The sequence below is a fragment of the Rhodococcus sp. 06-462-5 genome (assembly GCF_002258315.1).
Lineage (GTDB): Bacteria > Actinomycetota > Actinomycetes > Mycobacteriales > Mycobacteriaceae > Rhodococcoides.
Map to the genome: position 1 here is coordinate 1 of NZ_NOYD01000005.1, position 26,620 is coordinate 26,620.

Sequence of the window (26,620 nt, forward strand, 5' to 3'; positions counted from 1 at the left end):
TGGTGGTGCCGGAGCCGGCGCGGCCTCCGGTGACGCGGTGACCGCACCGATGCAGGGCACCGTGGTCAAGGTCGCCGTCGACGAAGGCCAGAGCGTCGAGGCCGGGGACCTCATCGCCGTCCTGGAAGCGATGAAGATGGAAAACCCCGTCAACGCCCACAAGGCAGGCACCATCACCGGCCTGACCGTCACCGCAGGCGACGCCATCACTCAAGGCACCGTCCTCGCAGAAATCAAATAACGACATATCGGTAGCGATGCGAATTTTGGCTCGAATCCGGGCCTCGGATAGCGTTACCCTGTAGCAATGTCCGAGCTTCCGGAAATTCGTATCGGTACAGCTGATCGGGAAAAGGCGCTCGACGCGCTGAGCCTGCATTTCAGCGAGGGTCGCCTCACGGTTCCCGAGTTCGACGAGCGCAGTGCCACTATCGCGTCCGCCACGACGCGCGGGGAGCTCGACACGGTCTTCGTCGACCTTCCCGCCGCGTCGACGCCGCCGCACACGCCTGCCCGGCCCGAGCAGTCGCCTGCTCCGGCCGAGACCGGCGGAATCGATTGGCGTGCAGTGGTGATGCCCCTGGTCATCTTCGGTTCGTTGGCGTTGTTCTTCCTCACCGATTTCGACAACAAGTGGCTCTTCTTCCTCCTCATCCCGCTCGCCGGTGCGCTGCTGTCCGCAGGCGGACACTCGAAGAGCCCGAAGAAAAAGAAGAAGGAGCGTTGAGGGCGCTTCTGTTCGACGTGTTCGGCACCGTCGTCGACTGGCGTACCAGCATCGCTCGCGAGGTCCGAGAACAGTGCGGGTCGGATGTCGACAGCTTTTCTTTTGCAGACCGCTGGCGCAGTCTGTATCAGCCGGCGATGGAGGAGGTTCGATCCGGTCGCAGGCCCTTCACCCGGCTGGACGTACTGCATCTCGAATCGCTCCGAGTAGTGTTGTCGGAGTTCGACATTCGGCTGGCCGAGAATCGTATTGCCGTGCTGAATCGGGCGTGGCACCGATTGGATCCCTGGCCGGATTCGGTCCCCGGACTCACCCGGCTTCGTACCGACTTCATCATCGCCCCGCTCTCGAACGGCAACATCTCCCTACTGCTCGACATGGCCAAGAACGCCGGACTGCCGTGGGACGCGATCCTCGGCGCAGAACCGGTGCGGGCGTACAAGCCCATGCCCGACGCGTATCTCCGCACCGCGGACATTCTGGGTATCGAGCCGAGCGAGTGCATGATGGTCGCCGCACACAACAGCGATCTCGCTGCGGCTGCCGACTGCGGCTTCGCAACGGCATTCGTCGCGCGACCGCTCGAACACGGGCCGAGTCAGACCACCGACCTCGCCGCGGAATCCGACTGGACTCACAGCGTCGACTCGATCGATTCTCTCGCAACGCAATTGGGCTGCTGACAACAGCTATCGAGCCTGAGGGATCAGCTGGTGCGCAATCCACGCGTCCACGTCCCGATGCGAATGAAAGCGAACAATTGTCAGCTCCGGGCAGCGCACACTCAGTCGTTCCACTCGCTCGGTGGTCGACCGGTAGGTGTTCCATGCCCATCGAACGATGTGGTCGCGATCGAAGAAGATTCGGTGCAGCGGCGGCTCGATGTTGCCGTTCCACAGCACCGTTCGACCGAACCTGCGACGGAGTGTGCGAACGATGACCTGCCACATGACTGTTCGCCGCGGTAAATCGAGCCACAGGAACAGTTCGGCTCGATCGGCGAGACGGTCCCGCACAAGACTGTATTGCCACTCGGTGACCCACGACGGGCGTGCGATGAACTCCTCCACGTCGGACTCGAACGTCGCACGCGGCGTCCAGTTCGGGCCGTGGAACAAGCTGTCGATCTCGACGTGTTCGATGTCGAGCAACGCCCCGATGCGAGCGGCCAGTGTGGTCTTGCCGGAACCGGATGTCCCCGCGACGACGATTCGCGCGGGGCGATGCGGCAGGGCGGCGTCCGGTCCGAACATCACGAAGGAGACGGTAGCGAATCGTGGAAACCGATAGGCCGTCGACTACGTCGGACGATTGCCACGATCCCGACCATCAAGGGCAACTGCAGAAAGACGATGGCGTTCAGAGCGTCGTTCGGAAGAGGCAGGTAGTCGAAGAACTGGGCCGTTCCGGTCACGATGAGCACCAGGTAGGACAGTTGCATCGACAGCATATGCCGCCGAAGCCAACCCGACCGTGAGCGTCCGACCAACGGCTGCAGCCAGCCGAACAACACCAGCGCGGCGGTCAGGATCGACACAGCGCTACGATCGCCTCCGCCATGTGGTTCACGAACTCCCGACGCGTCGACTCGGTCAGCCGGTCGAGGGAGAGGTACGGGTTCAGGTCTTCGAGCTCGACCAACAGCAAGGTTTCGTCGACGGTGCGGCACGCGTCCACCCGCGTGATTCCGTGGTCGATGTCGTTCCAGTCGACGAATCGTTGCGCGAAATCTTCGTCCTGAGCAGTAGTCGAGTACGGCTCCAGGTCCCAGCGTCGGCCGGGGTCCGGAGCATACAAGGAGTATTGCAATGTCCGGCCGACGAAGTAGAACGACACTTCGTACACGAAGTCGACTCGCGGCTGAATCAGATGGCCCGCCTCGACTTCCGACAGTTCGGCGCGCCCGATGTGACGCATACCGATCGAGTCGGCGCCCCATTTCGGTTTCACCACATAGGTATTCACCTCGGGTAAGCGCGAGACGTCCCGCGGGTCGTCGACGGTAGGTATGACCGGAAAACCGTCTGCGAAAAGGTCGACCAGGTACTGCTTGCCTCGCTGGTCGCCCTTGCCGGTGAGCTGGGTGAAGACTCTCGTGCCGTTCTCGCGCGCATGACGAGCGAAGATGTCGAAAGCAGCCTGGTACCCCAGCACAGGCCCCGAGTTCCGGATAACGACGACATCGAACCCGTCCATCAGCGCTAGCGCGTCGAGCGGGTGACAGAGCGCAATGTCGAACCGCTCGCGGAGCTGCGACGACAGAAAGATGTCCTCGTCGCAGTAGCGTCGGCCCCTCGACAGATAAGCCAGGTCGGTGACGAAGAGAACGCGTGGACGGCGGGAATACATCGGGCAACTCCTACTGGTCTCGAGACGTCACGATGTCCGTTTGCGGGCCAACAGAAATGCCTGCGATGTCGACTCGTATCCCATCGGAGCTCGATGCACGCGGACGTCAACCTCGAAATCGGCCTCGACGAGTATGGCCACGACCACGTCGGGGTCGAGTCGGTAGGCGTCGTACGAGACCGAGTGTCCATACGCCTGCTCGAGTCGCACTCGCTCGTTGCCTGCTTGAAATGCCAACAGCAGCAGACCTTCCGGCACCAGCACGCGATGCAATTCGGCGAATATCGCCGACAACTGCTGTGGCGGCGTGTGGATGATCGAGTACCAGGCAACGATCCCGGCCAGGGAGCTGTCCCCCGCGTCCAATACCTCCATCGATCCGACACCGAATCGCAGGTGCGGGTGTTCGCGCCGCGCGACCTCGATCATGTTGGGCGACAGGTCCATTCCCGCAATCTCGAGACCGAGGCGGTGCAAATGTTCGGTGATGCGGCCGGTTCCGCATCCCACTTCGAGAACGCTGCCGCTCGACACTCGGTCCGCGAATGTCGCCAACAGTCCGTGCTCGAGATGCCTGCCGTCGAGTTCGTCGCGAACCAGGTCGGCGTAGCTTTCGGCAACGGTGTCGTAGGCGGCCCTCGTCATCGAAACATGCTGCTGCTCGGTCACAGTGGCTACGGTACCGGCTCACCCGGCGTCGACAGGTAGGAGTGCGTCAGCATCTCGAAGAAGTGCCCGGTCGGGTCGCGGAAGTACACTCCGCGGCCACCGTGATCGGTGTTGACGGTGCCGGGTTCGGTCATCCGAGGATCGGCCCAGTGCTCGACGCCCTGGTCGACAAGCCTGGCGTAGGCCGCGTCGAACAGATCGTCGCTGACCCGAAAGGCGTAGTGCTGAAACTGAATATCGTCGAAGGGAGGCTCGGCGAATTGAACGAGCGTGCCGTCGGTGAGTTGGACGTTGACGAACGGCCCCCACGACGGTGCCTCCGGCAGAGCGAACAGCTCACGAAAGAACGCCGCAGAATCGGAACTGTTCTTCGCAACGATGATGGTGTGATCGAACGAAATGGACATGCGCTGCCTCCTGGACAGTACGACGCCTCCATGCCTGACGCAGTCCGTCATCGACACGCGACGCTGCCGACGATGCTCGCACGGACCCCGAATCCGAGTCAACCGGTGAATTCACGGCCGCAGTTCGGTCATCTCCGATGACAGCATTGCCGAGGAAAGGACCCCAGCATGGTCGGCCGACTTCTGTTCGTTCACGGTGCCGGCGGATTTGTCGACGACGCACCGCTTGCCAACGGCCTCGCGCAGGCTCTGCGCCTCGACCTTCGGATGCCGGAGCTGCCCGACACCGCCATGGGTTTCGAGGACTGGGCCGCGCCGGTTCGGCAGCACCTGGACCGGCTCGGACCCGAGGACACGGTGCTTGCGCATTCCTTCGGCGCATCGATCCTCGTCAGGGTCTTGGCAGAACATCGCCGGGAACGACCCCTGCGAGCCACTCTGTTGGCGATGCCGGACTGGACGCCGCGTGGGTGGGATGTCGCCGACTACGCGTTCACCGAGCCGGAGCCCGAGACCGACCTGACGCTCCTCCACTGCCGGGACGACGACGTCGTTCCCGTTTCTCACCTGGCGCTGAACTCGAAGGCTCTTCCGTCGGCGACGGTGATCGAGTTCCCGACCGGTGGTCATCAGTTCGACGGCATGATCGACGCCGTTGCCGCCGAAATCCGCGGATGAATGCGTCCCCGCGGGGACGCTCCTACTGGTCCCGATCCTCGTAGTCGATGACGAGACCGACTCGGTTCGCCAGGAGTTCGACCGATTCGACCCTGCTGACCCCGTCGGCTGCCTGGATGAAATCGAACGCGTCGCCTCCCGCTCCGCACCCGAAGCAGTGAAAACCTTGCAGGCTCGGTCGAACGTGCAGACTGGGCGTCCGCTCACCGATAGTCGTGATCGATTCCCGTCGCCCAGTGTGAGCATTCGACGGCAATCACGTCGTCTCTTCCCCGCAGGAAATCCCGGGCACCGAAGTCCCCCGACGCCGATGCCACGGCTGCGTCGACATGTCGACGCGCCAGAACGACCGGATGACCGGGACGGCCGTCGAACACAGCCCTGGCGAGACCGGTTTCCCGCGCTGCGGCGAGTACTGCCTGCACAACCTCGGCTCCAATGTCCGGGGTATCGACCACGTGCACAACCGCGTACTCCGCATCCGACGCCGCCGCCAGACCGGCGGTGAAGGAGGCGCTCATCCCCTGGTTCCAGTGGGGTGTGTGCACCGCGATCACGCCGTCTGGCATGGGCGCATCCGCCGCGCCCAGCACCACGACCACGCGATCGCAGCCGCCGTCGCGCAACGCCTGCACCGCAGTCCTCAGCCACAGCCCGTCGTGGGCGAGCACTTTGGGCGATCCGTATCGCGTTCCGGCACCGGCGGCCAGTAGCACTCCGACGGCCAGGTCCGACACGGTCGCTCCTTTCACTCGCGAGTGGAGTATTGGATGTTCGCACAACATCCACCTCGAGTGGGTCGACAAGTTTGTGCGCGCTCGACTAGCGAGGATAGGCGCGATGACTGATTCTTAGTGCACTTCTCCTGCAGCGTCGCAGGAATCCTGCCCTGTTGCTTCCGCGAGGTGCCCACCCATGTCTGTCACGCCCACCACACGCAAACGTGTCCATCCTGTCGACGAAGTGCTCCCCGTTCCGAAACTTGCCGCTTACGGGTTCCAACATGTCGTCGCCTTCTATGCCGGCGCTGTCCTGGTGCCGATCATCATCGGCAGTGCGATCGGACTGACCAACGAACAGTTGATTCACCTGATCAATGCGGATCTGTTCACCTGCGGCATCGCATCGATCATTCAATCTGTCGGATTCTGGAAAGTCGGTGTCCGCCTGCCGCTCCTGCAGGGTGTGACGTTCGCCGGTGTCTCTCCGGTGATCGCGATCGCGATGGCGAACGGAGGCGGCACCGAGGGGTTGCTGTACGTCTACGGCGCCGTCATCGTCGCCGGTCTCGTCACGTTCTTCATGGCACCGTATTTCAGTAGGCTGCTGCGCTTCTTCCCACCGGTGGTGACCGGTACCGTCATCACGATCATCGGTGTGGCGCTGCTCCCGGTGGCCGTCAACGACGCGGTGACCAATCCGGCTACTCACGAACAGGATCCGTCCAACGGGCGGTGGATGGCCTACGCGATCGGCACGCTGTTGATCATCGTGCTGATCCAACGATTCTTCAAAGGCTTCATGGCCACCATCGCCGTGCTTCTGGGCCTGGTGATCGGCAGCGCCGTCGCATTCGCGTTGGGAGACATGAACTTCGACGGCACCTCCGAGGCGTCCTGGATCGGCTTCACGCAGCCCTTCTTGTTCGGTGTACCCAAATTCAGTGTCATCGCGATCATTTCGATGATCGTCGTCATGCTCATCATCGCCGTCGAAACCACCGGCAGTGTGTATGCGACGGGTGAGATCGTCGGCAAGCGCATCAAGAAGGACGACATCGCAGCGACTCTGCGCGCGGACGGAGTGGCCACCGTCATCGGCGGCACGTTCAACTCGTTCCCGTACACGGCGTTCTCGGAGAACGTCGGCCTGGTCCGCCTGACCGGTGTGCGCAGCCGCTGGGTGGTGGCCACGGCAGGCGGCATCATGATCCTGCTGGGCTTGCTTCCGAAAACGGCAGCCGTCGTGGCATCCATCCCGCCGCCGGTGCTCGGCGGAGCCGCGCTCGCCCTGTTCGCCACTGTCGCCGTGGTCGGCATCCAGACGCTGTCGAAGGTGGATTTCACCGATCACCGCAACCTGATCATCGTTGCCACCAGCCTCGGACTGGCGATGCTCGTGACCATTCAACCGTCGGTCTCCGAAGGCGTGCCCGATTGGCTGGAGATGTTGTTCGGCAGTGGCATCGTTCTCGGCGCGGTGTCCGCGATCGTGCTCAACGTGCTGTTCTTCCACATCGGCAATCGCGGTCAGGCAGTGGCAGGCGGTCCCGGTAAGGGCATCACCCTCGACAAGGTCAACGAGATGTCGGCCGAGGACTTCGCCGCCACGTTCGGCGGCTTGGTGCAGGGCACTCCGTGGGTGGTCGAACGCGCCTACCAGCAGCGCCCTTTCGCCGATGCGCACGGCCTGCGCGAGGCCTTCCAGGAGGCACTGTTGGCCGGCACCACCGAGGAGCAGATCGAGCTGATCAACAGCTACCCCGATCTCGGCAGCGAGGACGCCACCGGCACCCTCAACGCAGCGGACCACGTCGGCCTGTCCAACCTCGAGGAGGACGAACACGACAACATCGTTCAACTGGCCGCCGAATATCGCGAGCACTTCGGCTTCCCGCTGGTGATCTGCGCGCGGGAGACCGAACGCTACGATCGTGTCCTGGCCAACGGCTGGTCTCGCGTCGAGAACGCACCGTCGGCGGAACGGTCGTTCGCGATGATCGAGATAGCCAAGATCGCGAACTACCGATTCGACGATCTCGTGGCCGATGCCAACCCGATCGCGGCCGCGCGGTTCGGTCGCATCAACGACTTCAGATAGCGAGCGCGAGTTGCTACACGAATGGATAGGGCTCGACGGGTTCAACCGGCTCAGTGATCGGCAGGCGATGCATGCGCTCTTCGAGTGCTGCGCGTCGTCGATCTGGGCCCGTCGAGTGGCCCAGGGTCGCCCCTTCCACAGCCGAGACCTGCTGTTGGACAGGGCCGATCGAGTGCTCGCCGAGTTACCCGAGGCGGAGATCGATCATGCACTCGACGGTCATCCCCGGATCGGCGGCAAGGCCGACAACCCGTCCTCGAAACGCGAGCAGGCCGCGGTGACGACCGCGGGCACCGAGGTGCTCGAGAAGTTGGCGGCGGGAAATCGCTCCTACGAGGAGAAGTTCGGGCACGTCTACCTGGTGTGCGCCACCGGCAGATCCGCGGAGGAGCTGCTCGCTATCCTCGAGGAGAGGCTCGACAACGATGCCGAAACCGAAAGACGGGTGCTCCGCGTGGAACTGGCCAAGATCAACCGAATTCGCCTCGGCCGCATGCTGGGTCCGGACCAGTGACGGGATTGTCGACGCACGTGCTCGACGCGACCTCGGGTACACCCGCGGTGGGGATGCGGGTGCGGTTGTTCCATCCCGAGAAGGGCGAGATCTCGACGGCCACCACCGATGGGGACGGCCGAATCGGCGAGGTCGTGCCCGGTCCGATCGATCCGGGTGTGTACCGACTCTCGTTCGACACCGGCGATTACTTCGAGGCGACGTCAACACCGAGCTTCTACCCGGAGGTGTCCATCTCGTTCACCGTCACCGACCCCGATGCCCACTACCACGTCCCATTGCTGTTGTCCCCCTTCGCTTATTCGACCTATCGCGGGAGCTGACATGACCGACCTGACCGGAAAGATCGTCCTCGGATCCAATCAGTACGGCAAGGCCGAGAACCGCGTGGTGCGGATCTATCGGGACTCGCCTCGGCACGAGATCCACGACATCAACGTGTCGAGTGCTCTGCGTGGGGACTTCTCCCCCGCTCACCTGGTGGGCGATCAGTCCAATGTGCTTCCCACCGATACTCAGAAGCAGACCGCGTACGCGTACGCGAAGACCAAGGGCCTGCTCCATCTGGAGAGTTACGGCCTCGATCTGGCCCGCCACTTCGTCGACGACGTCGAACCGGTGGAGGGTGCCCGCATCGAACTGGAGGAATACGCGTGGGCTCGCGCGGTGATCGACGGCGTCGAGCACGATCACACATGGACCCGCAAGGGCGAGGAGATCCGCACGTCGGCGGTGACCGTCGAGGGCAAGGGCGATGCGCAGCAGACGTGGGTGATCAGCGGCTTCAAGGAGATGGTGATTCTCAAGTCGACGGGTTCGGAGTTCCACGGATTCCTCGAGGACGACCTGACGATTCTCGAGCCCACGACCGACCGGGTGATGGCGACATCGCTGACAGCACAGTGGCGATACACCACCACCGACGTCGAGTGGGACGCCGTCTACGCAGGCGTGAAGGCGGCGATGATCGAACGGTTCGCCAATCTGCAGTCGCTGGCCCTCCAGCAGACTCTGTACGCCATGGGCGAGGCGGTGCTGGAGAAGTATCCGTTCATCGCCGAGATCACGATGTCGGCACCGAACAAGCATCACTTCGTCTACGACCTGGGCAAGTTCGGCATCGAGAACAATCTCGAGGTGTTCAACGCGGACGATCGACCGTACGGACTGATTCAGGCCACCGTCGAGCGCGAGGATGCCCCCGACGCCGGAAGTGCCTGGCGGACATACTCTGTCGTCGGGTAGGGCGCTGCGATCACGTGTGCAGCGCCGCGGTCCATTCCACCAACGGGGTGAGGGCCCGCCAGGCATCGCGCACCTTCGTCGCGGCCTTCGGTGTCTCCAGCCAGGCGGGTGAGCCGAAATGTTTGCCTGCAGTGAGGGATTTGTGGCGCAGGAGGTCGATACGCGGGTGGTCGAGCTCGTATCCCCGCGGCTTGGTCTTGAGCTTGTCGCCGCCGATCTCGTAGCCGGCTGTGGTCAGCGTCGCCAATATCCCCTCGAGTTCGGCTCCGCGGACGTCGTCGTCGACGGTGCGGCGGTAACGGGCGACGCCCTCGGACGAGGAGTTGTAGAAGCCTCCCGCGACGAACAACCCGGCGGGATCGATCTGCACGTAATAACCGAGACTGTCACCGCGAGCGACGAAGCCGCCCTGGTGGGTCTTGTACGGGGTCTTGTCCTTGGAGAAGCGAACGTCACGGTAGGGGCGGAAGACCTTGGCAGTACCGAACTCCGGTTCGAGTGTCGCGAGCAACGCCGTCATCGGTCCCTTGACCGCAGTGTCGTAGACGTCCTTGTGCTCGTTCCACCAGAGCTTGCTGTTGTCGGCTTCGAGGTCCTCGTAGAAGTCCAGGGCCGCGAAGGGTATTCCGGTGAAGCCTGTCATCGTTCGATCCTATGCGGCCCCCGTGGCCGAGGAACGAGGGATGGATTGAAGCGCGAGATAGACATCGAGGCGGTCCGAGGTGGAACTCAGATCGCGGCCCAGCAACTCCTCGACTCGCTTGATTCGGTAGCGGACGGTGTTGAGGTGGACGTGCAGCGACTCGGCCGTTCGGTTCCACGATCCACCGGTGGCCAGGAACTCGCGGAGGGTATCGGTCAGACCGGCATCGGTACGCCGGTCGTAGTCGAGCAGCGGTGCCAGAACGTGTTCGACGAACGACCGCCGCACGTCGTCGGGCAGAGCCGAGAGCATCGACACCGCCGAGGTCAGTTGCGCCCCCGCGGTGACGGTCACCGGACTGGACCCTTGCCTGCTGACTTCGAGTGCGTGACGGGCCGATCGCAGCGCGCCGTCGATGGTGATCCCGGTCGCTTCGGAACTGACGCCCACGAGCAGACGGCTGTGTCCGATGCCGGAACCCAAGCGGGTCAATCGGGTTCGCAGTGTCTGTGTGAAGCTCGGATCGTCGGTGTTCACGACCGCGACGATGTCGCCGTGTGTGCTGCACCCGACGCACCCGCCACCGAAGGAGGTCAGCGTGTCGCTGAGGACGGTGCGCAGCATCTCGCGCAGGTCGATCCGTCCGCTGTGGACGACTCTGACGACGACCAGCGAACGGTCCGGGTCGACGCCTGCCTGACGCAGCCGCGTCACGGCCTCGGGTCTGGTGCTGTCGGCCTCGATCAGCGCCACTGCCTGATCGGCGATTTCGCGTCGGACCAGCCGTCCCTCCTCGCGTCGCGCACGATCGAGCGCGGCGATGGCCGCGAGCTGGCCGAACGCATCGGAGATGGCGGGCGGGAACGTCGCCATGTCTCCAGCAACCGCGAGGAACCATCGGGTGGTCCTCTGCACGAGCGACGGCCCGATGCCGAAGATGCTGTACACACCGCCGTCACTGAGAGTGGTTGTCGTGGGCAGTCTTTCGGACGAGAGGGCAGCGTGCGTCAGCGTGTCCACATCGGCGTCGGAGAACGCCGAGACCTCGGCCACCAGCCGACGCCCGGTCGCCGTGAAGATCAGACACGCCATCCCGGTTTCCCTGGAGGTGTGCAGCGCCAACTCGTCGAGAGCTCTGCCGTCTGCGATCGCGGTGAGCAGCTGGCGTTGCCGGACGAGCGAGGTGTTCAGCGAGGCTATGCGGTCTCCGGTGACACGGCCGACGAGAAACTCGGTCACCTCGCCGAACGAGACGGTCTCGGGTACCGCGAGCAGCGGTAGTCCGTGCCGCTCGCAGGCCTCGATCAGATCGGGTGGGACGTGGCCGAGAAGCCCTTCACCGGCGGCCAGTGCCGACGCTCCCGATTCGGCGACGGCCCGGACGAACAGCTCACTGTCCGCGGGCGTTCGATGCCACACGAGACCGGTGATGACCAGCTCGCCACCCGCGATGTAGCGCGACGGGTTCGGCAGATCTGTCGTGTACGTCCATCGCAGCGTGCGACCCAGGGCATCGGTATCGGAGGTGAGCAATCGAATGCCGAGCTGCGTGGCGTCCAGCAAGTCCTTGACCTGCACTGCTGTTCCTCCCCCGGCACTCGCTGAGCGTGCTCGAAACGGCTGAGCGCGTAGGAAGAAACAGTATGTGTGGGTTGTTTCCACCGAGTTTCGGGCGTATCGCCGAACGACCGAAGATCGGTAACAGATACTCACTACAGTTCGAGATGACACGTCGGCTGGTGGATCTGCCGGCGTGGCGGATCCGCCGGCGAGGACGAGGGGTGAACGACGACCATGGATCTCGGTACTGTCGACGACATCGTGCTTCCCGGCTCCCGCGCGGACCTTCCGCCCGGACGTGTGGACACCGCGGTCCTTGCGGGAGGTACCTGGCTGTTCTCGGAGAAACAGGACCATCTGGCCACCCTCGTCGATATCACTGCCTTGGGCTGGGAGCCGTTGACCGTCACCGAGACAGGGCTCGAGATAGCCGCGACGTGCACCATCGAGACGCTGGCGCGCTACACCTCTCCGTGGCCGGCCACCACATTGTTTCCCCGCTGCGCAGCAGCGTTGTTGGCCTCGTTCAAGATCTGGAAGACCGCCACCGTGGGCGGCAACATCGCACTGGCCCTGCCTGCCGGAGCGATGATCTCGTTGACCGCAGCTCTCGACGGCGTCGGGCAGGTGTGGTCGGGTGAGGGACCCGATCACGACTACCGCATCGCGATCGCAGATCTGGTCACGGGCCCGCATGCCAATGCCCTTCGCCCGGGGGATGTGCTGCGCAGCATCGAGATTCCGCTGCACGCACTCCGGTCGAGAACCGCGATGCGCAAGCTCGCACTGTCACCGCTCGGGCGATCGGCCGCCGTGGTGATCGGGCGGGTCGACGAGGGCGGCGAATTCGTGCTGACCGTCAGCGCGTCGACCGTCCGTCCGTTCGTTCTTCGCTTTCCGGCCCTGCCGACGGCGGGCGAACTCGACGACGCGCTCGCCGAAAGCATCGGTCCCCGGCACTGGTACGACGACCCCCACGGGGCTCCCGACTGGCGTCGTCACATCAGTTGCACTGCAGCGCAGCAGATTCGCGAGGAGTTGTCATGATCGTAGACATCAACGGTGTACCCACCGACATCACTCCACGGCCCGGTCAGTGCCTGCGCACCATGCTCCGTGAACACGACCACTTCGAGGTGAAGAAAGGGTGCGACGCGGGCGACTGCGGCGCATGTTCTGTTCTCGTCGACGGAGAACCGGTGCATTCGTGCATCTTCCCCGCATTTCGTGCGGCCAACCGGTCCGTCACCACCGTCGCGGGGCTCGGTACCCCGGACGATCTCCATCCGATGCAGAGTCGATTCGTCGAAGCCGCCGGATTCCAGTGTGGATTCTGCACTGCGGGAATGGTCGTCACCGCCTCGACGCTGACCGAGGAAGACATGGACGAACTTCCCGAACGACTGAAGGGAAACCTGTGTCGCTGCACCGGGTATCGCGCCGTGTCCGACGCCGTCTGCGGGGTGGTCAACACCGAGAAGTCCGTCGACGGTCCGGCGTGTGGACGGTCCCTCGCAGCGCCGGCCAGTACCCGCATCGTCACCGGAACCGAGCCCTACACACTCGACCACACCCCTCCCGGGTTGCTGCACGCCAGCGTTCTCGGGAGTCCACACGCACATGCCCGGATCGTCTCCATCGACACCACCGCCGCAGAGCAGGTGCCGGGGGTGCACCTGATCCTGACTGCCAAAGACAGCCCGGCAACGGCATTTTCGACGGCCCGCCACGACCGCCGCGTCGACGATCCGGACGACACCCACGTTCTCGATACCGTCGTGCGCTTCATCGGCCAGCGGGTGGCGATCGTGGTCGCGGAATCGGTTGCAGCAGCCGAGGAGGGCTGCCGCGCTCTTGTCGTCGAGTACGACGTGCTGCCCGCAGTGTTCGATCCGGAGTCCGCGCTCGCACCCGATGCGCCGAAGATCCACGGCGACAAGGACGCGACTGCTCGGATAGCGGATCCGTCGCGCAATCTGGTGGCCGAACTGCACGGCAGCACCGGGGACGTCGACGCTGCCGTTCGCGGCGCAGCGGCGGTGGTCACCGGCCGCTGGACCACTCAGCGAATTCAGCACGTACACCTGGAGACCCACGGCACCATCGGCTGGTTGGACGAGACCGGAAAGCTGAACCTGCGCACCAGCACTCAGGTTCCGTTTCTGGTGCGCGACGAGATCTGCGAGATCTTCGGTTTGGCACGCGACCGCGTGCGCGTGTTCACCGCGCGCGTCGGCGGCGGATTCGGCGGCAAGCAGGAGTTGCTCACCGAAGACGTGGTGGCGCTGGCGGTACTGCGTACCGGTCGACCGGTGCAGTTCGAGTTCACGCGCACGGACGAGTTCACCGTGTCGCCGTGTCGTCATCCGTTCCGCGTCGACGTCACCGCCGCCGCGAGCGCCGACGGCACGCTGACCGCCCTGTCGATCGACGTTCTCACCGACGCCGGTGCCTACGGGAACCACAGTGCCGGTGTGATGTTCCACGGCTGCGGCGAGTCGGTGGCGATCTACCGGTGCGCCAACAAGCGAGTCGACGCGAAAACCGTGTACACCAACAACATCCCGTCCGGAGCCTTTCGCGGCTACGGATTGGGACAGGTGATGTTCGCGATCGAATCGGCGATGGACGATCTGGCGCGAGAGATCGACGTCGACCCGTTCGAGTTCCGCAGACGCAACGTGATCGTCCCCGGCGACGACATCGTCGCCGCCCACCACGAGGGAGACGACCTGCAGTTCGGCAGCTACGGCCTCGACCAGTGCATCGACCTGGCCGAAGCCGCTCTGCGACGGGGCAACGGCGAGCACGCACCGGCAGGCTGGAAGGTCGGCGAAGGAATGGCGGTGGCCATGATCGCGACCATTCCGCCGCGTGGCCACCGCGCCGAGACCTCGGTGGCATTGCTGCCCGAGGGTCGGTACGAGATACGCGTCGGAACTGCGGAATTCGGCAACGGAACCACCACCGTCCACACTCAGATCGCGGCGAGTGAACTGGCCACCTCCGTCGACCGCATCCGAGTCGATCAATCCGACACCGACTCGGTCACCTACGACACGGGCGCGTTCGGTTCGGCGGGCACCGTGGTGGCAGGCAAGGCCTTGTACGCGGCGGTTCGCGCGATGTCGGCTCGGATCCTGGATCTGGCCGCCACCGCGACCGGACACCGGAATTCGGACTGCACGCTCGGACCCGAAGGTGTCCGCTGCGGAGATCGCTTCGTCACCCTCGACGACATTCTGGCGATGGCAGGAGGCACCCTCGTCACCGCGGGCAACAGCGGTGGGCTGCCGCGTTCGCTCGCGTTCAACGTGCACGCGTTCCGGGTGGCGGTGCAGGAGGACACCGGCACCGTGAAAATCCTGCAGTCGGTGCAGAGCGCGGACGCTGGAACTGTGATGAACCCGCAGCAGTGCCGTGGGCAGGTCGAGGGCGGTGTCGCACAGGCGATCGGGAGCGCGCTGTACGAGGAGATCCGCACCGACGGTGCCGGTCTGGTCACCACCGATTCGATTCGTAGCTACCACGTTCCGCAGTTCGCGGACATTCCTCCCACCGAAGTTCTGTTCGCCGACACCTACGACCGTCTGGGCCCGTTCGGCGCGAAGTCGATGAGCGAGTCTCCGTACAATCCCGTGGCACCGGCCCTGGCCAACGCGATCCGTGACGCCGTCGGTGCCCGACTGTACGACCTACCCATGTCGTCGGACCGTGTGTGGCGGGCGGTCAGCGGTCGTAGAACGTCTGCAGAATGATCGTGCTGCGTGTCTGCACGTTGGCGGTCGCGCGGATCTCCTGCAGCAAGCGCTCGAGCGCCCTCGGCGACTCGACGCGCACCAGAAGAACGTAGCTTTCCTCGCCGGCAACCGAGTGGCACGACTCGATGGCCGACAGATGCTTCAACCTCGCAGGGGCATCGTCCGGTTGCGCCGGATCGATCGGAGTGATGGCCACGAACGCCGACAGCGGCCGGCCGAGCGCCTCCGGGTCGACCTGCGCCGTGTACCCACGGATGACGCGTCGGGACTCGAGCCGCCTGACTCTGGATTGAACGGCCGAGACGGACAGGGAAGCCTTCTCCGCCAACGTCGCCAAAGTGGCACGGCCGTCGGAGACAAGCTCGTCGATGATCAAACGATCGACGCGATCGAGATTTTCACTCACCTGCGCAATGTAGCCCAGATCCGAGACGAATCAGCGCCCAGATCCGTTTCTGCTGGTCGAATCGGTGCTTGTGCCTCTTTTTGTTCGATCGCAGCGATCACACGAAGAGCGGCGGTAGAGCGAGAACCATGACCGCCGACCAACTGACGTGTGTGAGGATCGGTGCCAGTATCCCGCCGGATGCGCGCCGCTGGAGGCCCATGACGTAACCGAGAAGCACTGCGGCGAAGCCCAGCATCGGGTTGCCCGATGCGAGGGTGGCGATCGCGTAGACGACCGTCGAGATGATCACCGGATGCTTGACGCCGATGGCCGAGTACAGCGCTCCTCGGAAGAAGATCTCCTCGGCCACGCCGTTGAGCAACGCGATGAACACGATGAGCACCAACGAACCCACCCGGGCGTGCGCGAGTACGTTCTCGGTGAAGTCGGCCAGTGGCGGAATCTGCCGAACCACGAGACCGCCGAGCATGAACACCCCGCCGACGGCGAGCCCGATCAGGATCGGTGTGACGATCGGCCGCCTGATCGATCCTCCGACCTGAATGCGTCCGAGATGCAGTGGGCCGGAGAGAAACCCGCCCACCGTCCACACCCCGGCCAACAGCAGAGTCAGTGCGTAGAACACTGGGTCGCCCGGCTCGACCTTGAGCGAGAAGTAGAGCACCGTGGCACCGATCACCAGGGTGATCAGCACGACGATTCGGCGCTTACGAAACGCTGCGTCGGACTGTCGGTGATCGCGCTCGACCGGGTCGACCAGAGCGGACTTCATCACGTTGAGTGCGGTCGTGGACCACGTTCCCATCACGCCTCCTCGGTATCGGTCAGTCGGCGCACGGCCGACCTCGCGCGTCGATTCACGTCGGCCATCACGTCGAGATTGGTACGCAGTGCAGCCGCAACGGGCTTCGAGTAGAGCAGTCGACGACCACCGAGGGCTTCGATCAATCCCCAGGTGTGGTCCGAGGACGCCGCGACACCGCGACGTCTGACCCCAAGGGCGTCACCGCCGCTCCACGCCGCGTCGGTGCTCGCGAGCCGAAGCGGATCCTTCAGCGCACACACACCGGGAGGGTCACCGACCATTCCCCGCACACTACGGGCCATGGCGTCGGCAATCGTGGTGAGACCTCGGGGAGGGTCGGGAACGAGCTCACGAATCCGACTCTCGGACGTCGTCATCGTGTTGTGCAGGGACCCGACGAGATCTTCGGCCAGTCCGGCGGGAACCGGAATGATCTTTCCGATGACCTTGCCTGCAAGTGAAGTCGGCACCAGCGGCACCGGAACACCGATGCGCTGCAGACCGGCAGCTTCGACGTACGCGAACACCAGATCTCGATACGGCACCACATCCGGCCCACCGATGTCGTACGAACCCGCGGGAACGGCGTCGGCGTCGGCGGACGCCACCAGGTAGTGCAGTACGTCGTCGACGGCGATGGGTTGCACGGGCTCGGCGAGCCAACTCGGCAGCGGCAGCACCGGCAAACGGTCCGCGAGGTAGCGCAACATCTCGTACGACGTCGAACCAGCGCCAAGGACGATGGCCGCTCGCAGCCACACCAGCTCGACGCCGTCCACCGTCAGTGCCTCGCCGACGTCCGCCCGGCTCGCGAGGTGCTCCGACAGCTGGTCGTCGTCGGGCACGAAACCGCCGAGGTAGACGATTCGGCGTACTCCCGCCCGCGCGGCCGCAGCAGCGAACTGCTCGGCGGACCGTCGGTCCTGCGCGCGGTAGTCGGACTCGCCGATGGCGTGCACGAGGTAGTAGGCCACATCGATGTCGCCGGATTCCGCGAACGCGGCAGCACAGGACCGTTCGTCGGTGACGTCGAGCGAGACTGCGGTGACGGAGTCGAAGAAATCGAAGGTCCGCAGGTTGTCCGGCGTTCGAGAGCCGACGACGACCTCGGCCTCGTCGGCCAGCAGAGCTGCCACCAACCGCGACCCGATGTATCCGCTGGCACCGGTGACGAGAGCTCTCATGCGTCGAGGCTAACGGCAGTCGGGGCGTTGTGTCGGTGTGGCATTGTCGCTCCTATGGCTCTGGTCTTGGCAGGTGTGGTTCTCCCCGATCCCCTCGGTACCGAAACGGTGCTCCGGCGCGGAGTCGCGGTGGCGCGGGCCGGTGCGGGCTGGATGCTCACCACGACCGCTTTCGCGCTTACCCTGCCCGGCCGAATCGAAGCACTGCTGACGCGTATTGAGATGTTGATGACACGCATCGATCACGTGATCGACTCCGCCGACGCCGTGGTCGCCAGCGTGCAGCGCACAACCGGTGCCGCGGACGAGGTGGTCGCGTCGGCATCGGTCGCCTCGCACACCGCGCTGGAACTGATCGAGCTGTTCGATCCCATCGCCAAGAAATCCGAACCCATGGCCCGAAAGTTCGTCGACAACCTCTCCGAGGAGGAAGTCGACGCCGCGATCGCCATGGTCGATCAGCTGCCAGGACTCCTCGATCACATGGAGGCGCTGCTTCCCATCCTCGCCACCCTCGACACGGTGTCCCCCGAGATTCACGAGCTCCTCGGAGTCACCAAGGACGTTCGACGCGCGGTCATCGGCATTCCGGGGTTCAAGTTCTTCCGCAATCGCGGTGAGGACAAGCTCGCCGACGAAGAGCGGGACGCAGAGAACTAGGGCGCTCGGCCTCAGCGCTTCCCGGCGATCCTCGCGCGCAGTCGCGTCCACCAGGACGACGCGTCCGAACCCGTCGCATTCGTGGGTGTCGCGGCCGACTGCGAACGATGCTCACGCTCGAGTCGGTCCACCTCGGCTCGGTTGGTTCGCCAGCTCTCCATCCAGGTCTCGACGTCCACCGGGGCGAGCGGCACTACCGGCGGCGTCGGGAACCGAATCCAGTCGACGATGCGAGCATTCAACTCGTCCAGCACATCTCGCGCCGAGTCCTCGCGCCGGATGGCGATGAGCGTCGACGGCAGCCGCTCGATCTCCTTGCGCAGCTGCAGTGCGGTGGGCAGCAGTGCGTCAGCGGGCAGGTTCTCCCGTTTCAGGTAGCCGCGAACCCACCACAGCTCGTCCCCGGGATCGCCCACCGGAATCGGTTTACCGGTGCCCTCTAGGCCCTCGAAGGCGCCGTTGTCCTGAGCCTCACGAATCTGCTTGTCCACCCAGGACTCGAACGTGACTCCTGGCTTCTTGCGTTCGGTCACCCCGTCGACTGTAGATCCGGTGCCGGGCCCTGCGCCACGTCTGCGAACACGACGAAGCCCCGACCCGATGTGCAGGCCGGGGCCGATGTCCCACAGCGGTGTCGGTCAGCCGTACTCGGCGACCAATCGATCGAATTCTTCGCGGTCGATGACCTGCGGCTCGTTGATCGCGAGCGCTTGGGCGTACTTGCTCGCCAGGTGGTAGTCACGACCGAGCGGCCCCTGCTCGGCGTCGTCCTCGTCGGACTGGATGCTCGCACCCGGAGGAACCTCGTTCTGCAGACCGTTGGTCTTGCTGCCGAGGAGAGCGTCGAGCTTCGCGGAAATCTTCTGCATGATCTCTTGGTCGTCGGTCATGGGAGCGGTGTACCCGAATCGCTCGAATCGACACCGCAGCGCGGTCGGGGAACGACGTGAGGATTATCTGTCGGTGCCCGGGGGCATGATGATGGGATGGCCAGGCACAGTACGGGCACCGACGCTGCGGGCGAGCTGTCGGTGATGGAGAAGTTGTCGCGGCCCACCCGCGAGTGGTTCTCCGGTGCCTTTCCTGCTCCCACGTCCGCGCAGCTGGGCGCGTGGTCGTCCATCTCGAGTGGATCGCACACTCTCGTGGTGGCGCCGACGGGTTCGGGCAAGACGCTCTCGGCCTTCCTGTGGGCCCTGGACGAGCTGGCGCAACTGGGCGCGGACAGCACCCGCAAGACCAAGGTCCTCTACATCTCCCCGCTCAAGGCCCTCGCCGTCGACGTCGAGCGCAACCTGCGTGCTCCCCTGGTCGGTATCACCCAGACCGCGAAGCGCCTCGGCCTGAACCCACCGGAGATCTCCGTCGGCGTGCGATCCGGCGATACCAGCGCCGCCGACCGCAGGAACATGATCAAAACTCCGCCGGACATTCTGATCACCACCCCGGAATCACTGTTCCTGATGCTGACGTCGGCCGCCCGAGACATCCTCGCCGAGGTCGACACCGTCATCGTCGACGAGGTCCACGCCGTCGCAGGCACAAAACGTGGCGCGCACCTCGCGGTGTCCCTGGAGCGGCTCGACGCGATGCTGGACAAGCCCGCCCAGCGCATCGGCCTGTCCGCGACGGTGCGACCGCACGAAGAAGTGGGCCGCTTCCTGGCCGGTGCGGCCCCCATCGAGATCGTCGCTCCACCTGCACCGAAGACCTTCGATCTGACGGTTCAGGTGCCGGTGGAGGACATGACCGAACTGGGGGTCACCGATCCGAACGCCGACACCTCCGCCGCTCCCCCGGCGCAGGGATCGATCTGGCCGCACGTCGAGGAGAAGATGGTCGATCTCATCCTCGAGCACAAATCGTGCATCGTCTTCGCCAACTCCCGTCGCCTCGCAGAACGCCTCACCGCGCGACTCAACGAGGTGTACGCCGAGCGGATCGGCGACGGCGTGGAGACACAACACAAGCCGCCGTCGCAGGTCGGCACTCCCAACGACGTCAACCACGGTGCCGATCCGTTGTTGGCCCGAGCCCACCACGGCAGCGTCAGCAAGGATCAGCGCGCGCTGATCGAGGACGATCTCAAGACCGGCAGGCTGCGCTGCGTCGTCGCCACCAGCAGCCTCGAACTCGGAATCGACATGGGCGCAGTCGATCTGGTCGTTCAGGTCGAAGCGCCACCATCGGTGGCGAGTGGGCTGCAACGCGTCGGACGCGCAGGTCACCAGGTCGGCGAGATCTCCAAGGGTGTGTTGTTCCCCAAGCACCGCACCGACCTGATTCACTGCGCCGTCACGGTCGAACGCATGACGTCGGGCAAGATCGAGGCGTTGTTCGTTCCCGCCAACCCTCTCGACGTACTGGCGCAGCAGACCGTGGCGGCCTGCGCTCTCGAACCGATCGACGCGGAGGACTGGTTCGACTCGGTCCGTCGCACAGGCAGTTTCGCCACCCTGCCCCGATCCGCCTACGAGTCGACTCTCGACCTGCTCTCGGGCCGCTACCCCTCCGACGAGTTCGCAGAGCTGCGGCCGCGGCTCGTGTGGGACCGCGACGCCAACACTCTCACCGGCCGTCCCGGGTCGCAGCGACTGGCCGTCACCTCCGGTGGCACCATCCCCGACCGCGGACTCTTCACCGTCTACATGGTCGGTGAAAAGCAGTCCAGGGTAGGTGAACTCGACGAGGAGATGGTCTACGAATCGCGAGTGGGAGACGTGTTCGCACTCGGTGCCACCAGCTGGCGCATCGAGGAGATCACCCACGATCGGGTGCTCGTCAGCCCGGCGTACGGCCAACCCGGCCGGCTCCCCTTCTGGCACGGCGACGGTCTCGGTCGACCGGCCGAACTGGGCCAGGCACTGGGCGAATTCCTGCGAAGCACCACCGATCGCAGCAACCTCGCCGAGCGACTGAGCTCCGACGGTCTCGACGCCAACGCCGTCAACAACCTCATCGCCTTGCTCGACGAGCAACTCGAGGCGACGGGTCAACTGCCCACCGACAAGACGATGATCGTCGAGCGGTTCCGCGACGAACTGGGCGACTGGCGGCTCGTGCTGCATTCGACCTACGGCCAGCAGGTACACGCTCCGTGGGCACTCGCAGTCGGCGCGAGACTGATCGAGCGCTACGGCATCGACGCCGCTCCTACTGCCTCCGACGACGGCATCATCGTTCGGCTCCCCGACACAGACGACCAGCCGCCCGGCGCAGAGCTGTTCGTGTTCGAGCGCGACGAGATTGCCGACATCGTCACCGAGCAGGTCGGCGGGTCGGCCCTGTTCGCGTCGAGGTTTCGCGAATGTGCCGCTCGCGCACTGCTTCTCCCCCGCCGCAACCCGGGCAAGCGTGCGCCGCTGTGGCAGCAGCGCCAGCGTTCGGCTCAGCTGCTCGACGTGGCACGCAAATACCCTACGTTCCCGATTTTGCTCGAGACCGTGCGCGAATGCCTGCAGGATGTCTACGACCTCCCTGCCCTCGAAGACATCCTCGCCCGGATCGGTCGACGCCAGATCAGGATCGTCGACGTCGAGACTCCGTCACCGTCCCCGTTCGCCAATTCGCTGCTGTTCAACTACGTCGGCGCATTCATGTACGAGGGCGACAGCCCGTTGGCCGAACGCCGAGCCGCCGCACTGTCACTCGACTCGGCGCTCCTCGCCGAGCTGCTCGGACGCGTCGAACTGCGAGAGTTGCTCGACGACAGCGTCATCACCACCACCGAACTCGAACTGCAGAGACTGCCCGAGGACAGACACGCCAAGGACATCGAAGGCGTGGCCGACCTGCTACGACTGCTCGGACCGTTGACCGTGGACGAAGTCGGCCTGCGCACCAACGGCGACGAATATCCGCAGTGGCTCACCGAACTCGCCGATGCCAAACGGGCGATGGAGGTCTCGTTCGCCGGCAAGAACTGGTGGACGGCGATCGAGGACGCCGCTCGACTGCGCGATGCGTTGGGCGTTCCGCTCCCCATCGGCACTCCCGCTGCGTTCATCGAACCCGTCGACGATCCACTGGTGGACCTGGTCAGTCGATACGCCCGAACCCACGGCCCGTTCACTCTCGACGACGCAGCGGCGCGGTTCGGAGTCGGCACCGCCGTGGTGCGCGACGTCCTGCGCAGACTGGCCGTCGACAAGCGCGTCGTCGAAGGCGAATTCCGTCCCGGTGCCGCGGGTAGCGAATGGTGTGACGCCGAAGTTCTCCGGCGTATACGACGTCGATCGCTGGCCGCGGCCCGGCAGGAAATCGAACCCGTCTCCACCGCAACCCTCGGCCGCTTCCTGCCGGCGTGGCAGCATGTGGACAGCCGGCGCCTGAGCGGGATCGACGGCGTCGCGACCGTCATCGAACAGCTTGCGGGCGTTCCTGTTCCGGCGTCGGCCTGGGAATCTCTCGTGCTCTCGTCGCGGGTGACCGATTACAGTCCGGCGATGCTCGACGAACTCACCTCAACCGGTGAGGTGTTGTGGTCGGGACATGGCGCGATCTCGTCGAAGGACGGCTGGGTGAGCCTGCACATGGCCGACACCGCCCCGCTCACCCTCGTTCCTGCGGCCGAATCGGACCTGTCGGAACTGCAGATTCGTATTCAGGACGCCGTCGCGGGCGGCGGCGCGTACTTCTTCCGGCAACTCTCCGACACCGTCGGCAGTACCGACGACACCGCACTGCAGGCTGCACTGTGGGAGTTGGTGTGGGCGGGCCGTCTGAGCAACGACACGTTCGCCCCGCTGCGCGCGCTGTTGAACTCGACAACCACCCGCTCGGCCCCGAGTCATCGTGCACCTCGTCGTACACCGCGGTTGCGCTCGTACCGGCAGTTCGAGCGCCCCTCGCTCCCGACCCGCACCGGGCCGCCGACTGCGGGTGGACGGTGGTCACGATTGCCCGAGCTCGAACCCGACCTGACCGTCCGCGCCCACGCGACCGCCGACGTCCTGCTCGAGCGCTACGGCGTGGTCACCCGCGGTTCGGTGATGAACGAGGGTGTGCCCGGCGGATTCGCCACGATGTACAAGGTGCTCACCGGATTCGAGGATTCCGGTCGCTGCCGTCGCGGCTACTTCGTCGACTCACTCGGCGGCGCGCAGTTCTCCACCTCCGACGTGGTGGACCGGTTGCGCAGCTACGACGAACCGAAGAAGAACGCCACCGCTGTCGTGCTCGCGTCCTGCGATCCGGCCAACCCCTACGGCGGAGCACTGCCCTGGCCGAAAGCCGGCAGCGGCGAGGCCGGTGTCGGCGAGAATCCGGACGAGACGACGAAGCACCGGCCTGGTCGCAAGGCCGGTGCACTGGTGGTCCTCGTCCGCGGCGAATTGACGATGTTCGTCGAACGCGGCGGAAAGTCAGTGCTCACGTTCGGTGACAACACCGACGACATCGGCGCTGCAGCAACCGCATTGGCAGCCACCGTTCGCCGCGGCGGTGTCGACAAACTACTCGTCGAGCGAATCAACGGTCACGACATCCACGGCACCGACTTCGCGAAGACCTTGACCGAAGCAGGTTTCTCGGCGACCCCACGCGGACTTCGCCTGCGTCGCTGATTTGCCCACTGCCTGCGAGAACACCAGAGAGAACACCAGAGAGGACACCGACACCGATGCCCGAGGGCGATACCGTCTGGCGCGCCGCCAACACCCTGCGCGCCGCACTCGAGGGCCAGCAGCTCACCACCTGCGACATTCGCGTACCCCGTTATGCCACAGTCGATTTCACCGGCAAGACCGTCGATTCTGTCGCCTCAAGAGGTAAGCATCTGCTGATTCGAGTCGGCGGCTACTCCATCCATTCGCATCTGAAGATGGAGGGCACCTGGCACGTCTACGCTCCCGGTGCCCGCTGGCGTCGCCCTGCGTTCCAAGCGCGGATCATCTTGAACACCGCCAACGCACAGGCCATCGGTTTCGAGCTCGGAGTGCTCGAGATCCTCGAGGACGAGGACGAAGCCGTCGGATACCTCGGACCGGACCTGCTCGGTCCCGACTGGGATCCCGACGTCGCGCTGTCCAGGCTCGCAGCGGATCCGGCCCGGCCGATCGGGCTCGCGCTGCTCGATCAGCGCAACATCGCCGGCCTCGGCAACGTCTACCGCAACGAGATCTGCTTTCTCCGTGGAGTCGATCCGCGCACCCCGGTCGGCGAAGCCGGTGACCTGAAGAAGACGATCGACCTCTCCTATCGATTGATCATGGCCAACAAGGATCGCAACCAACGCGTCACCACCGGAGATCGGCGACCCGGCCGACACTTCTGGGTGTACGGGCGCGAAAACAAGCCGTGTAGACGGTGCGGAACCACCATCGAATTCGGTCTGATCGGAGACAATCCACTGGAGGAACGGCAGATCTACCACTGCCCGCACTGTCAGAACTGAACCGTGGCGAGATCGGTTCGGTCCGTGGTGTCCTTTTCGACGAACCCCGTTCGTCCTTCGTGTGTAGGTCGGCAAACGGTGCCGACCGCGACGACTCCAAGGAGCCTTCATGACCACGTACGCAGCCATCGTCTACACCCATGATGCCGACTGGACCTCGCCCGAGGTGGCGGACGAGATGGCCGAATACGGTGCATTCAGTGCCGCGGCCGGATCCGCGATCACCGGCGGCGCGGTCCTGCACCCCACGTCGACCGCCACCACGGTGCGCGTGTCGGGAGGGAAGGGAGGTGACGTCCTGACAACCGACGGTCCCTTCGCCGAAGCAAAAGAGGTGCTTGCCGGGTTCTTCCTCCTCGAGGCGGAGGGCCTCGATGCCGCAATCGCACTGGCCGCACAGATCCCAGCAGCGTGGAACGGAGCAATCGAAGTTCGGCCGGTCATTCCGATGACTCGATGAGTACGCCGGGCGAGCACCTCTCGGCCGTGGTCCGTGACGAGGGTCGCCGCGTCCTGGCGACCCTCGTGCGCACCACCGGCAGTTTTGCCGTCGCCGAGGACGCAGTCTCCGATGCCGTGGTGACCGCACTCGCTCACTGGCCCAGATCGGGTGTCCCCGACAATCCGCGTGCCTGGCTCACCACCGTGGCTCGCAACAAGGCGCTCGACATCATCAGACGCGAGGCCGGGCGCACCGCAAAGGAACGAGAGGCGGCGGATCTCGCCGTGCTGAACCAGAATTGGAGCGAGAGCGACGAGTCCTCGATCGCCGACGATCTGTTGCGGTTGGTCTTCACCTGCTGCCATCCGACGCTCTCCGTCGAAGCGCAGGTGGCACTGAGCCTGCGCACCCTCTGCGGGCTCGCCACGTCCGACATCGCCCGCTTGATGCTCGTGCCCGAGGCCACCATGTCCAAACGGCTCACGCGCGCGAAGAAGAAGATCGCAGCTGCCAACATTCCGTATCGAGTACCGGATTCGGCGGAGTTACCGCAACGACTCGACGCGGTGGCCACCACGGTGTACTTGATGTTCACCGCCGGCCATCTCGGCGGTGAGACGCTGGTGCGGCCTCGGCTGTGCGACGAGGCACTCAGGTTGGCCCGCTTGCTGATCGACCTGATGCCGGACGAGCCGTCACTTCAGGGGCTACTGGCCCTCATGCTGTTCACCGACTCGCGCCGAGCGACCAGGACCGATGAATCGGGCGGCCTCCTCAGGCTGGAGGATCAGGACAGATCTCGATGGAATCGAGAGGCGATCGAGGAGGGTGCTCGGTTGATGGACAGTGCACTGCGTCGCAACGACTCTCGGCCCAGCCGCTACACGATCCAGGCAGCCATCGCAGCATGTCACTCCACCGCAGCGACCTACGCCGACACCGACTGGTCTCGGATCGTCATGCTGTACGACGCGCTTACGGTTGTGGAGAACACACCGATCGTGGCACTCAACCGCGGCGTGGCCATCGGAGAGAGCCAGGGGCCCGCCGCCGGGCTAGCCGCACTCGACGCCATCGATTCTCTCGGCGGCCATTACCTGTGGCATGCCTGTCGAGCTGTGATGCTCGATCGCCTGGACCGCGCGGAGGAGGCCAGGAACGCACGAACGACCGCGCTCGCTCTCGACCCGTCGCCGGCCGAGAGGGCGTATCTCCGAGCGCAGCTCGCGCCGTCTTCCCACCCTGTCGAGCAACGACGCGAAGAAACCTGAAAGCTCCCTGTCAGGTGCGGCCAAGCCCCTTCACAGCTTCGCCGATCACCATGGATCGCATGCTGACACTTGCGATACTCAC

At 64.8% G+C, this 26,620-nt stretch carries 28 protein-coding genes and 1 pseudogene; 15 read left to right on the forward strand and 14 right to left on the reverse strand.

The genetic code is table 11. The features are described from left to right. The 3 genes from CH251_RS02360 to CH251_RS02370 all read left to right on the forward strand — a co-directional run. Positions 1-241 (forward strand): biotin/lipoyl-containing protein (locus tag CH251_RS02360; RefSeq protein ID WP_143537893.1); only part of this gene is annotated, 241 nt, incomplete at its 5' end. A 66-nt stretch (positions 242-307) separates the two neighbouring features. After that, complete coding sequence (locus CH251_RS02365) at positions 308-727, forward strand: DUF1707 domain-containing protein (protein WP_094611688.1); 420 nt, start codon at positions 308-310, stop codon at positions 725-727. Further along, positions 724-1,410 (forward strand): haloacid dehalogenase type II, encoded by a 687-nt coding sequence (locus CH251_RS02370; protein ID WP_094611689.1) that lies wholly within the window; start codon positions 724-726, stop codon positions 1,408-1,410. The genes CH251_RS02365 and CH251_RS02370 overlap by 4 nt, the downstream gene beginning before the upstream one ends. A 6-nt stretch (positions 1,411-1,416) precedes the next feature. Here the strand turns inward: CH251_RS02370 and CH251_RS02375 are convergent, their stop codons facing one another. Genes CH251_RS02375 through CH251_RS02395 form a run of 5 tightly spaced genes read right to left on the reverse strand, consistent with a single transcriptional unit; the run spans position 1,417 to position 4,152 of the window. Further along, positions 1,417-1,980 carry an AAA family ATPase gene (locus CH251_RS02375; protein WP_094611690.1) on the reverse strand — a complete coding sequence of 188 codons (564 nt, stop codon included), beginning with the start codon at positions 1,978-1,980 and terminating at the stop codon, positions 1,417-1,419. After that, entirely contained in the window at positions 1,980-2,264 is a 285-nt protein-coding gene (locus CH251_RS02380) for a hypothetical protein (RefSeq protein ID WP_094611691.1), read from the reverse strand. Before CH251_RS02380 ends, CH251_RS02375 begins: the two co-directional genes overlap by 1 nt. After that, positions 2,252-3,076: a hypothetical protein gene (locus tag CH251_RS02385; RefSeq protein ID WP_094611692.1), complete on the reverse strand. Its 825-nt coding sequence runs from the start codon at positions 3,074-3,076 to the stop codon at positions 2,252-2,254. The genes CH251_RS02380 and CH251_RS02385 overlap by 13 nt, the downstream gene beginning before the upstream one ends. Positions 3,077-3,103: 27 nt before the next feature. Continuing rightward, positions 3,104-3,745, reverse strand: coding sequence for a class I SAM-dependent methyltransferase (locus tag CH251_RS02390; RefSeq protein ID WP_256978762.1), 642 nt, complete (start codon positions 3,743-3,745; stop codon positions 3,104-3,106). A gap of 5 nt (positions 3,746-3,750) precedes the next feature. Further along, a complete protein-coding gene (locus CH251_RS02395) occupies positions 3,751-4,152 on the reverse strand; it encodes a VOC family protein (protein WP_094611693.1) in 402 nt (133 codons plus the stop codon). 168 nt (positions 4,153-4,320) lie between these two features. Between CH251_RS02395 and CH251_RS02400 the strand changes: the two genes are divergently transcribed. Then, a complete protein-coding gene (locus tag CH251_RS02400; RefSeq protein ID WP_094611694.1) occupies positions 4,321-4,830 on the forward strand; it encodes an alpha/beta fold hydrolase in 510 nt (169 codons plus the stop codon). A gap of 40 nt (positions 4,831-4,870) precedes the next feature. On the opposite strand, the pseudogene CH251_RS02405 reads toward CH251_RS02400, so the two are convergent. Next, a pseudogene (locus tag CH251_RS02405) lies at positions 4,871-5,035 on the reverse strand (CHC2 zinc finger domain-containing protein); the annotation flags it as partial. Further along, complete coding sequence (locus CH251_RS02410; protein WP_256978764.1) at positions 5,034-5,567, reverse strand: NTP transferase domain-containing protein; 534 nt, start codon at positions 5,565-5,567, stop codon at positions 5,034-5,036. The gene CH251_RS02410 and the pseudogene CH251_RS02405, both read right to left, overlap by 2 nt. 178 nt (positions 5,568-5,745) lie before the next feature. On the opposite strand from CH251_RS02410, the gene uraD (CH251_RS02415) reads away from it, so the two are divergent. From uraD (CH251_RS02415) to pucL, 4 genes are read left to right on the forward strand one after another with little or no spacing between them, the layout of a single operon-like run. After that, complete coding sequence (gene uraD, locus CH251_RS02415) at positions 5,746-7,650, forward strand: 2-oxo-4-hydroxy-4-carboxy-5-ureidoimidazoline decarboxylase (RefSeq protein ID WP_094611697.1); 1,905 nt, start codon at positions 5,746-5,748, stop codon at positions 7,648-7,650. 10 nt (positions 7,651-7,660) lie between these two features. Further along, positions 7,661-8,164, forward strand: a complete 504-nt coding sequence (uraD, locus tag CH251_RS02420) for a 2-oxo-4-hydroxy-4-carboxy-5-ureidoimidazoline decarboxylase (RefSeq protein WP_094611698.1) — start codon at positions 7,661-7,663, stop codon at positions 8,162-8,164. Continuing rightward, on the forward strand, positions 8,161-8,487 hold the full coding sequence (uraH, locus tag CH251_RS02425) for a hydroxyisourate hydrolase (protein ID WP_032376865.1): 327 nt from the start codon (positions 8,161-8,163) through the stop codon (positions 8,485-8,487). The genes uraD (CH251_RS02420) and uraH overlap by 4 nt, the downstream gene beginning before the upstream one ends. 1 nt (position 8,488) lies before the next feature. After that, positions 8,489-9,409 carry a factor-independent urate hydroxylase gene (gene pucL / locus CH251_RS02430; RefSeq protein WP_032397428.1) on the forward strand — a complete coding sequence of 307 codons (921 nt, stop codon included), beginning with the start codon at positions 8,489-8,491 and terminating at the stop codon, positions 9,407-9,409. 10 nt (positions 9,410-9,419) lie between these two features. On the opposite strand, the gene CH251_RS02435 is transcribed toward pucL, so the two are convergent. Both CH251_RS02435 and CH251_RS02440 read right to left on the reverse strand, forming a co-directional pair. Continuing rightward, complete coding sequence (locus CH251_RS02435) at positions 9,420-10,052, reverse strand: DUF2461 domain-containing protein (RefSeq protein ID WP_094611699.1); 633 nt, start codon at positions 10,050-10,052, stop codon at positions 9,420-9,422. A 9-nt stretch (positions 10,053-10,061) separates the two neighbouring features. After that, a complete protein-coding gene (locus CH251_RS02440; RefSeq protein WP_094611700.1) occupies positions 10,062-11,630 on the reverse strand; it encodes a PucR family transcriptional regulator in 1,569 nt (522 codons plus the stop codon). A gap of 216 nt (positions 11,631-11,846) precedes the next feature. On the opposite strand from CH251_RS02440, the gene CH251_RS02445 reads away from it, so the two are divergent. After that, the gene (locus CH251_RS02445) at positions 11,847-12,659 is read left to right on the forward strand and encodes an FAD binding domain-containing protein (protein WP_094611701.1); all 813 of its coding nucleotides are present in this window, start codon (positions 11,847-11,849) and stop codon (positions 12,657-12,659) included. Next, a complete protein-coding gene (locus tag CH251_RS02450) occupies positions 12,656-15,370 on the forward strand; it encodes a molybdopterin cofactor-binding domain-containing protein (RefSeq protein ID WP_094611702.1) in 2,715 nt (904 codons plus the stop codon). The genes CH251_RS02445 and CH251_RS02450 overlap by 4 nt, the downstream gene beginning before the upstream one ends. Here the strand turns inward: CH251_RS02450 and CH251_RS02455 are convergent. The 3 genes from CH251_RS02455 to CH251_RS02465 form a co-directional block, all read right to left on the reverse strand. Continuing rightward, positions 15,342-15,779, reverse strand: a complete 438-nt coding sequence (locus tag CH251_RS02455; protein WP_032376860.1) for an Lrp/AsnC family transcriptional regulator — start codon at positions 15,777-15,779, stop codon at positions 15,342-15,344. The genes CH251_RS02450 and CH251_RS02455 overlap by 29 nt on opposite strands. Positions 15,780-15,876: 97 nt before the next feature. Then, entirely contained in the window at positions 15,877-16,587 is a 711-nt protein-coding gene (locus CH251_RS02460; RefSeq protein WP_094611703.1) for a CPBP family intramembrane glutamic endopeptidase, read from the reverse strand. Next, positions 16,587-17,771, reverse strand: coding sequence for an NAD(P)H-binding protein (locus CH251_RS02465; protein WP_094611704.1), 1,185 nt, complete (start codon positions 17,769-17,771; stop codon positions 16,587-16,589). The genes CH251_RS02460 and CH251_RS02465 overlap by 1 nt, the downstream gene beginning before the upstream one ends. A gap of 54 nt (positions 17,772-17,825) precedes the next feature. On the opposite strand from CH251_RS02465, the gene CH251_RS02470 reads away from it, so the two are divergent. Beyond that, positions 17,826-18,431, forward strand: a complete 606-nt coding sequence (locus CH251_RS02470) for a ribulose 1,5-bisphosphate carboxylase large subunit (protein ID WP_094611705.1) — start codon at positions 17,826-17,828, stop codon at positions 18,429-18,431. A gap of 11 nt (positions 18,432-18,442) precedes the next feature. Here the strand turns inward: CH251_RS02470 and CH251_RS02475 are convergent, their stop codons facing one another. Both CH251_RS02475 and CH251_RS02480 read right to left on the reverse strand, forming a co-directional pair. Then, positions 18,443-18,964 carry a DUF1992 domain-containing protein gene (locus tag CH251_RS02475; RefSeq protein ID WP_094611706.1) on the reverse strand — a complete coding sequence of 174 codons (522 nt, stop codon included), beginning with the start codon at positions 18,962-18,964 and terminating at the stop codon, positions 18,443-18,445. Positions 18,965-19,069: 105 nt separating this feature from the next. Further along, the gene (locus CH251_RS02480) at positions 19,070-19,321 is read right to left on the reverse strand and encodes a modification methylase HgiDII (protein ID WP_094611707.1); all 252 of its coding nucleotides are present in this window, start codon (positions 19,319-19,321) and stop codon (positions 19,070-19,072) included. A gap of 96 nt (positions 19,322-19,417) precedes the next feature. Between CH251_RS02480 and CH251_RS02485 the strand changes: the two genes are divergently transcribed. The 4 genes from CH251_RS02485 to CH251_RS02500 all read left to right on the forward strand — a co-directional run bounded on the left by CH251_RS02485 (position 19,418) and on the right by CH251_RS02500 (position 26,538). Beyond that, a complete protein-coding gene (locus tag CH251_RS02485; RefSeq protein ID WP_094611708.1) occupies positions 19,418-23,995 on the forward strand; it encodes an ATP-dependent helicase in 4,578 nt (1,525 codons plus the stop codon). A 56-nt stretch (positions 23,996-24,051) separates the two neighbouring features. Next, entirely contained in the window at positions 24,052-24,825 is a 774-nt protein-coding gene (locus CH251_RS02490) for a DNA-formamidopyrimidine glycosylase family protein (protein WP_094611709.1), read from the forward strand. Between the two features lie 109 nt (positions 24,826-24,934). Beyond that, entirely contained in the window at positions 24,935-25,285 is a 351-nt protein-coding gene (locus CH251_RS02495) for a YciI family protein (protein WP_094611710.1), read from the forward strand. Beyond that, positions 25,282-26,538, forward strand: a complete 1,257-nt coding sequence (locus CH251_RS02500; RefSeq protein WP_094611711.1) for an RNA polymerase sigma factor — start codon at positions 25,282-25,284, stop codon at positions 26,536-26,538. Before CH251_RS02495 ends, CH251_RS02500 begins: the two co-directional genes overlap by 4 nt. Positions 26,539-26,620: the final 82 nt, after the last annotated feature.

Bases quoted from the DNA above. Each gene is read 5' to 3' on its own strand.
- CH251_RS02480 (WP_094611707.1), bottom strand. From the start codon at position 19,321: ATGACCGACGACCAAGAGATCATGCAGAAGATTTCCGCGAAGCTCGAC.
- uraD (WP_094611697.1), top strand. From the start codon at position 5,746: ATGTCTGTCACGCCCACCACACGCAAACGTGTCCATCCTGTCGACGAA.
- pucL (WP_032397428.1), top strand. From the start codon at position 8,489: ATGACCGACCTGACCGGAAAGATCGTCCTCGGATCCAATCAGTACGGC.
- CH251_RS02445 (WP_094611701.1), top strand. From the start codon at position 11,847: ATGGATCTCGGTACTGTCGACGACATCGTGCTTCCCGGCTCCCGCGCG.
- CH251_RS02495 (WP_094611710.1), top strand. From the start codon at position 24,935: ATGACCACGTACGCAGCCATCGTCTACACCCATGATGCCGACTGGACC.
- CH251_RS02375 (WP_094611690.1), bottom strand. From the start codon at position 1,980: ATGTTCGGACCGGACGCCGCCCTGCCGCATCGCCCCGCGCGAATCGTC.
- CH251_RS02365 (WP_094611688.1), top strand. From the start codon at position 308: ATGTCCGAGCTTCCGGAAATTCGTATCGGTACAGCTGATCGGGAAAAG.
- CH251_RS02485 (WP_094611708.1), top strand. From the start codon at position 19,418: ATGGCCAGGCACAGTACGGGCACCGACGCTGCGGGCGAGCTGTCGGTG.
- CH251_RS02465 (WP_094611704.1), bottom strand. From the start codon at position 17,771: ATGAGAGCTCTCGTCACCGGTGCCAGCGGATACATCGGGTCGCGGTTG.
- CH251_RS02385 (WP_094611692.1), bottom strand. From the start codon at position 3,076: ATGTATTCCCGCCGTCCACGCGTTCTCTTCGTCACCGACCTGGCTTAT.
- CH251_RS02400 (WP_094611694.1), top strand. From the start codon at position 4,321: ATGGTCGGCCGACTTCTGTTCGTTCACGGTGCCGGCGGATTTGTCGAC.
- CH251_RS02500 (WP_094611711.1), top strand. From the start codon at position 25,282: ATGAGTACGCCGGGCGAGCACCTCTCGGCCGTGGTCCGTGACGAGGGT.
- CH251_RS02490 (WP_094611709.1), top strand. From the start codon at position 24,052: ATGCCCGAGGGCGATACCGTCTGGCGCGCCGCCAACACCCTGCGCGCC.
- CH251_RS02470 (WP_094611705.1), top strand. From the start codon at position 17,826: ATGGCTCTGGTCTTGGCAGGTGTGGTTCTCCCCGATCCCCTCGGTACC.
- CH251_RS02395 (WP_094611693.1), bottom strand. From the start codon at position 4,152: ATGTCCATTTCGTTCGATCACACCATCATCGTTGCGAAGAACAGTTCC.
- CH251_RS02450 (WP_094611702.1), top strand. From the start codon at position 12,656: ATGATCGTAGACATCAACGGTGTACCCACCGACATCACTCCACGGCCC.
- CH251_RS02460 (WP_094611703.1), bottom strand. From the start codon at position 16,587: ATGGGAACGTGGTCCACGACCGCACTCAACGTGATGAAGTCCGCTCTG.
- CH251_RS02435 (WP_094611699.1), bottom strand. From the start codon at position 10,052: ATGACAGGCTTCACCGGAATACCCTTCGCGGCCCTGGACTTCTACGAG.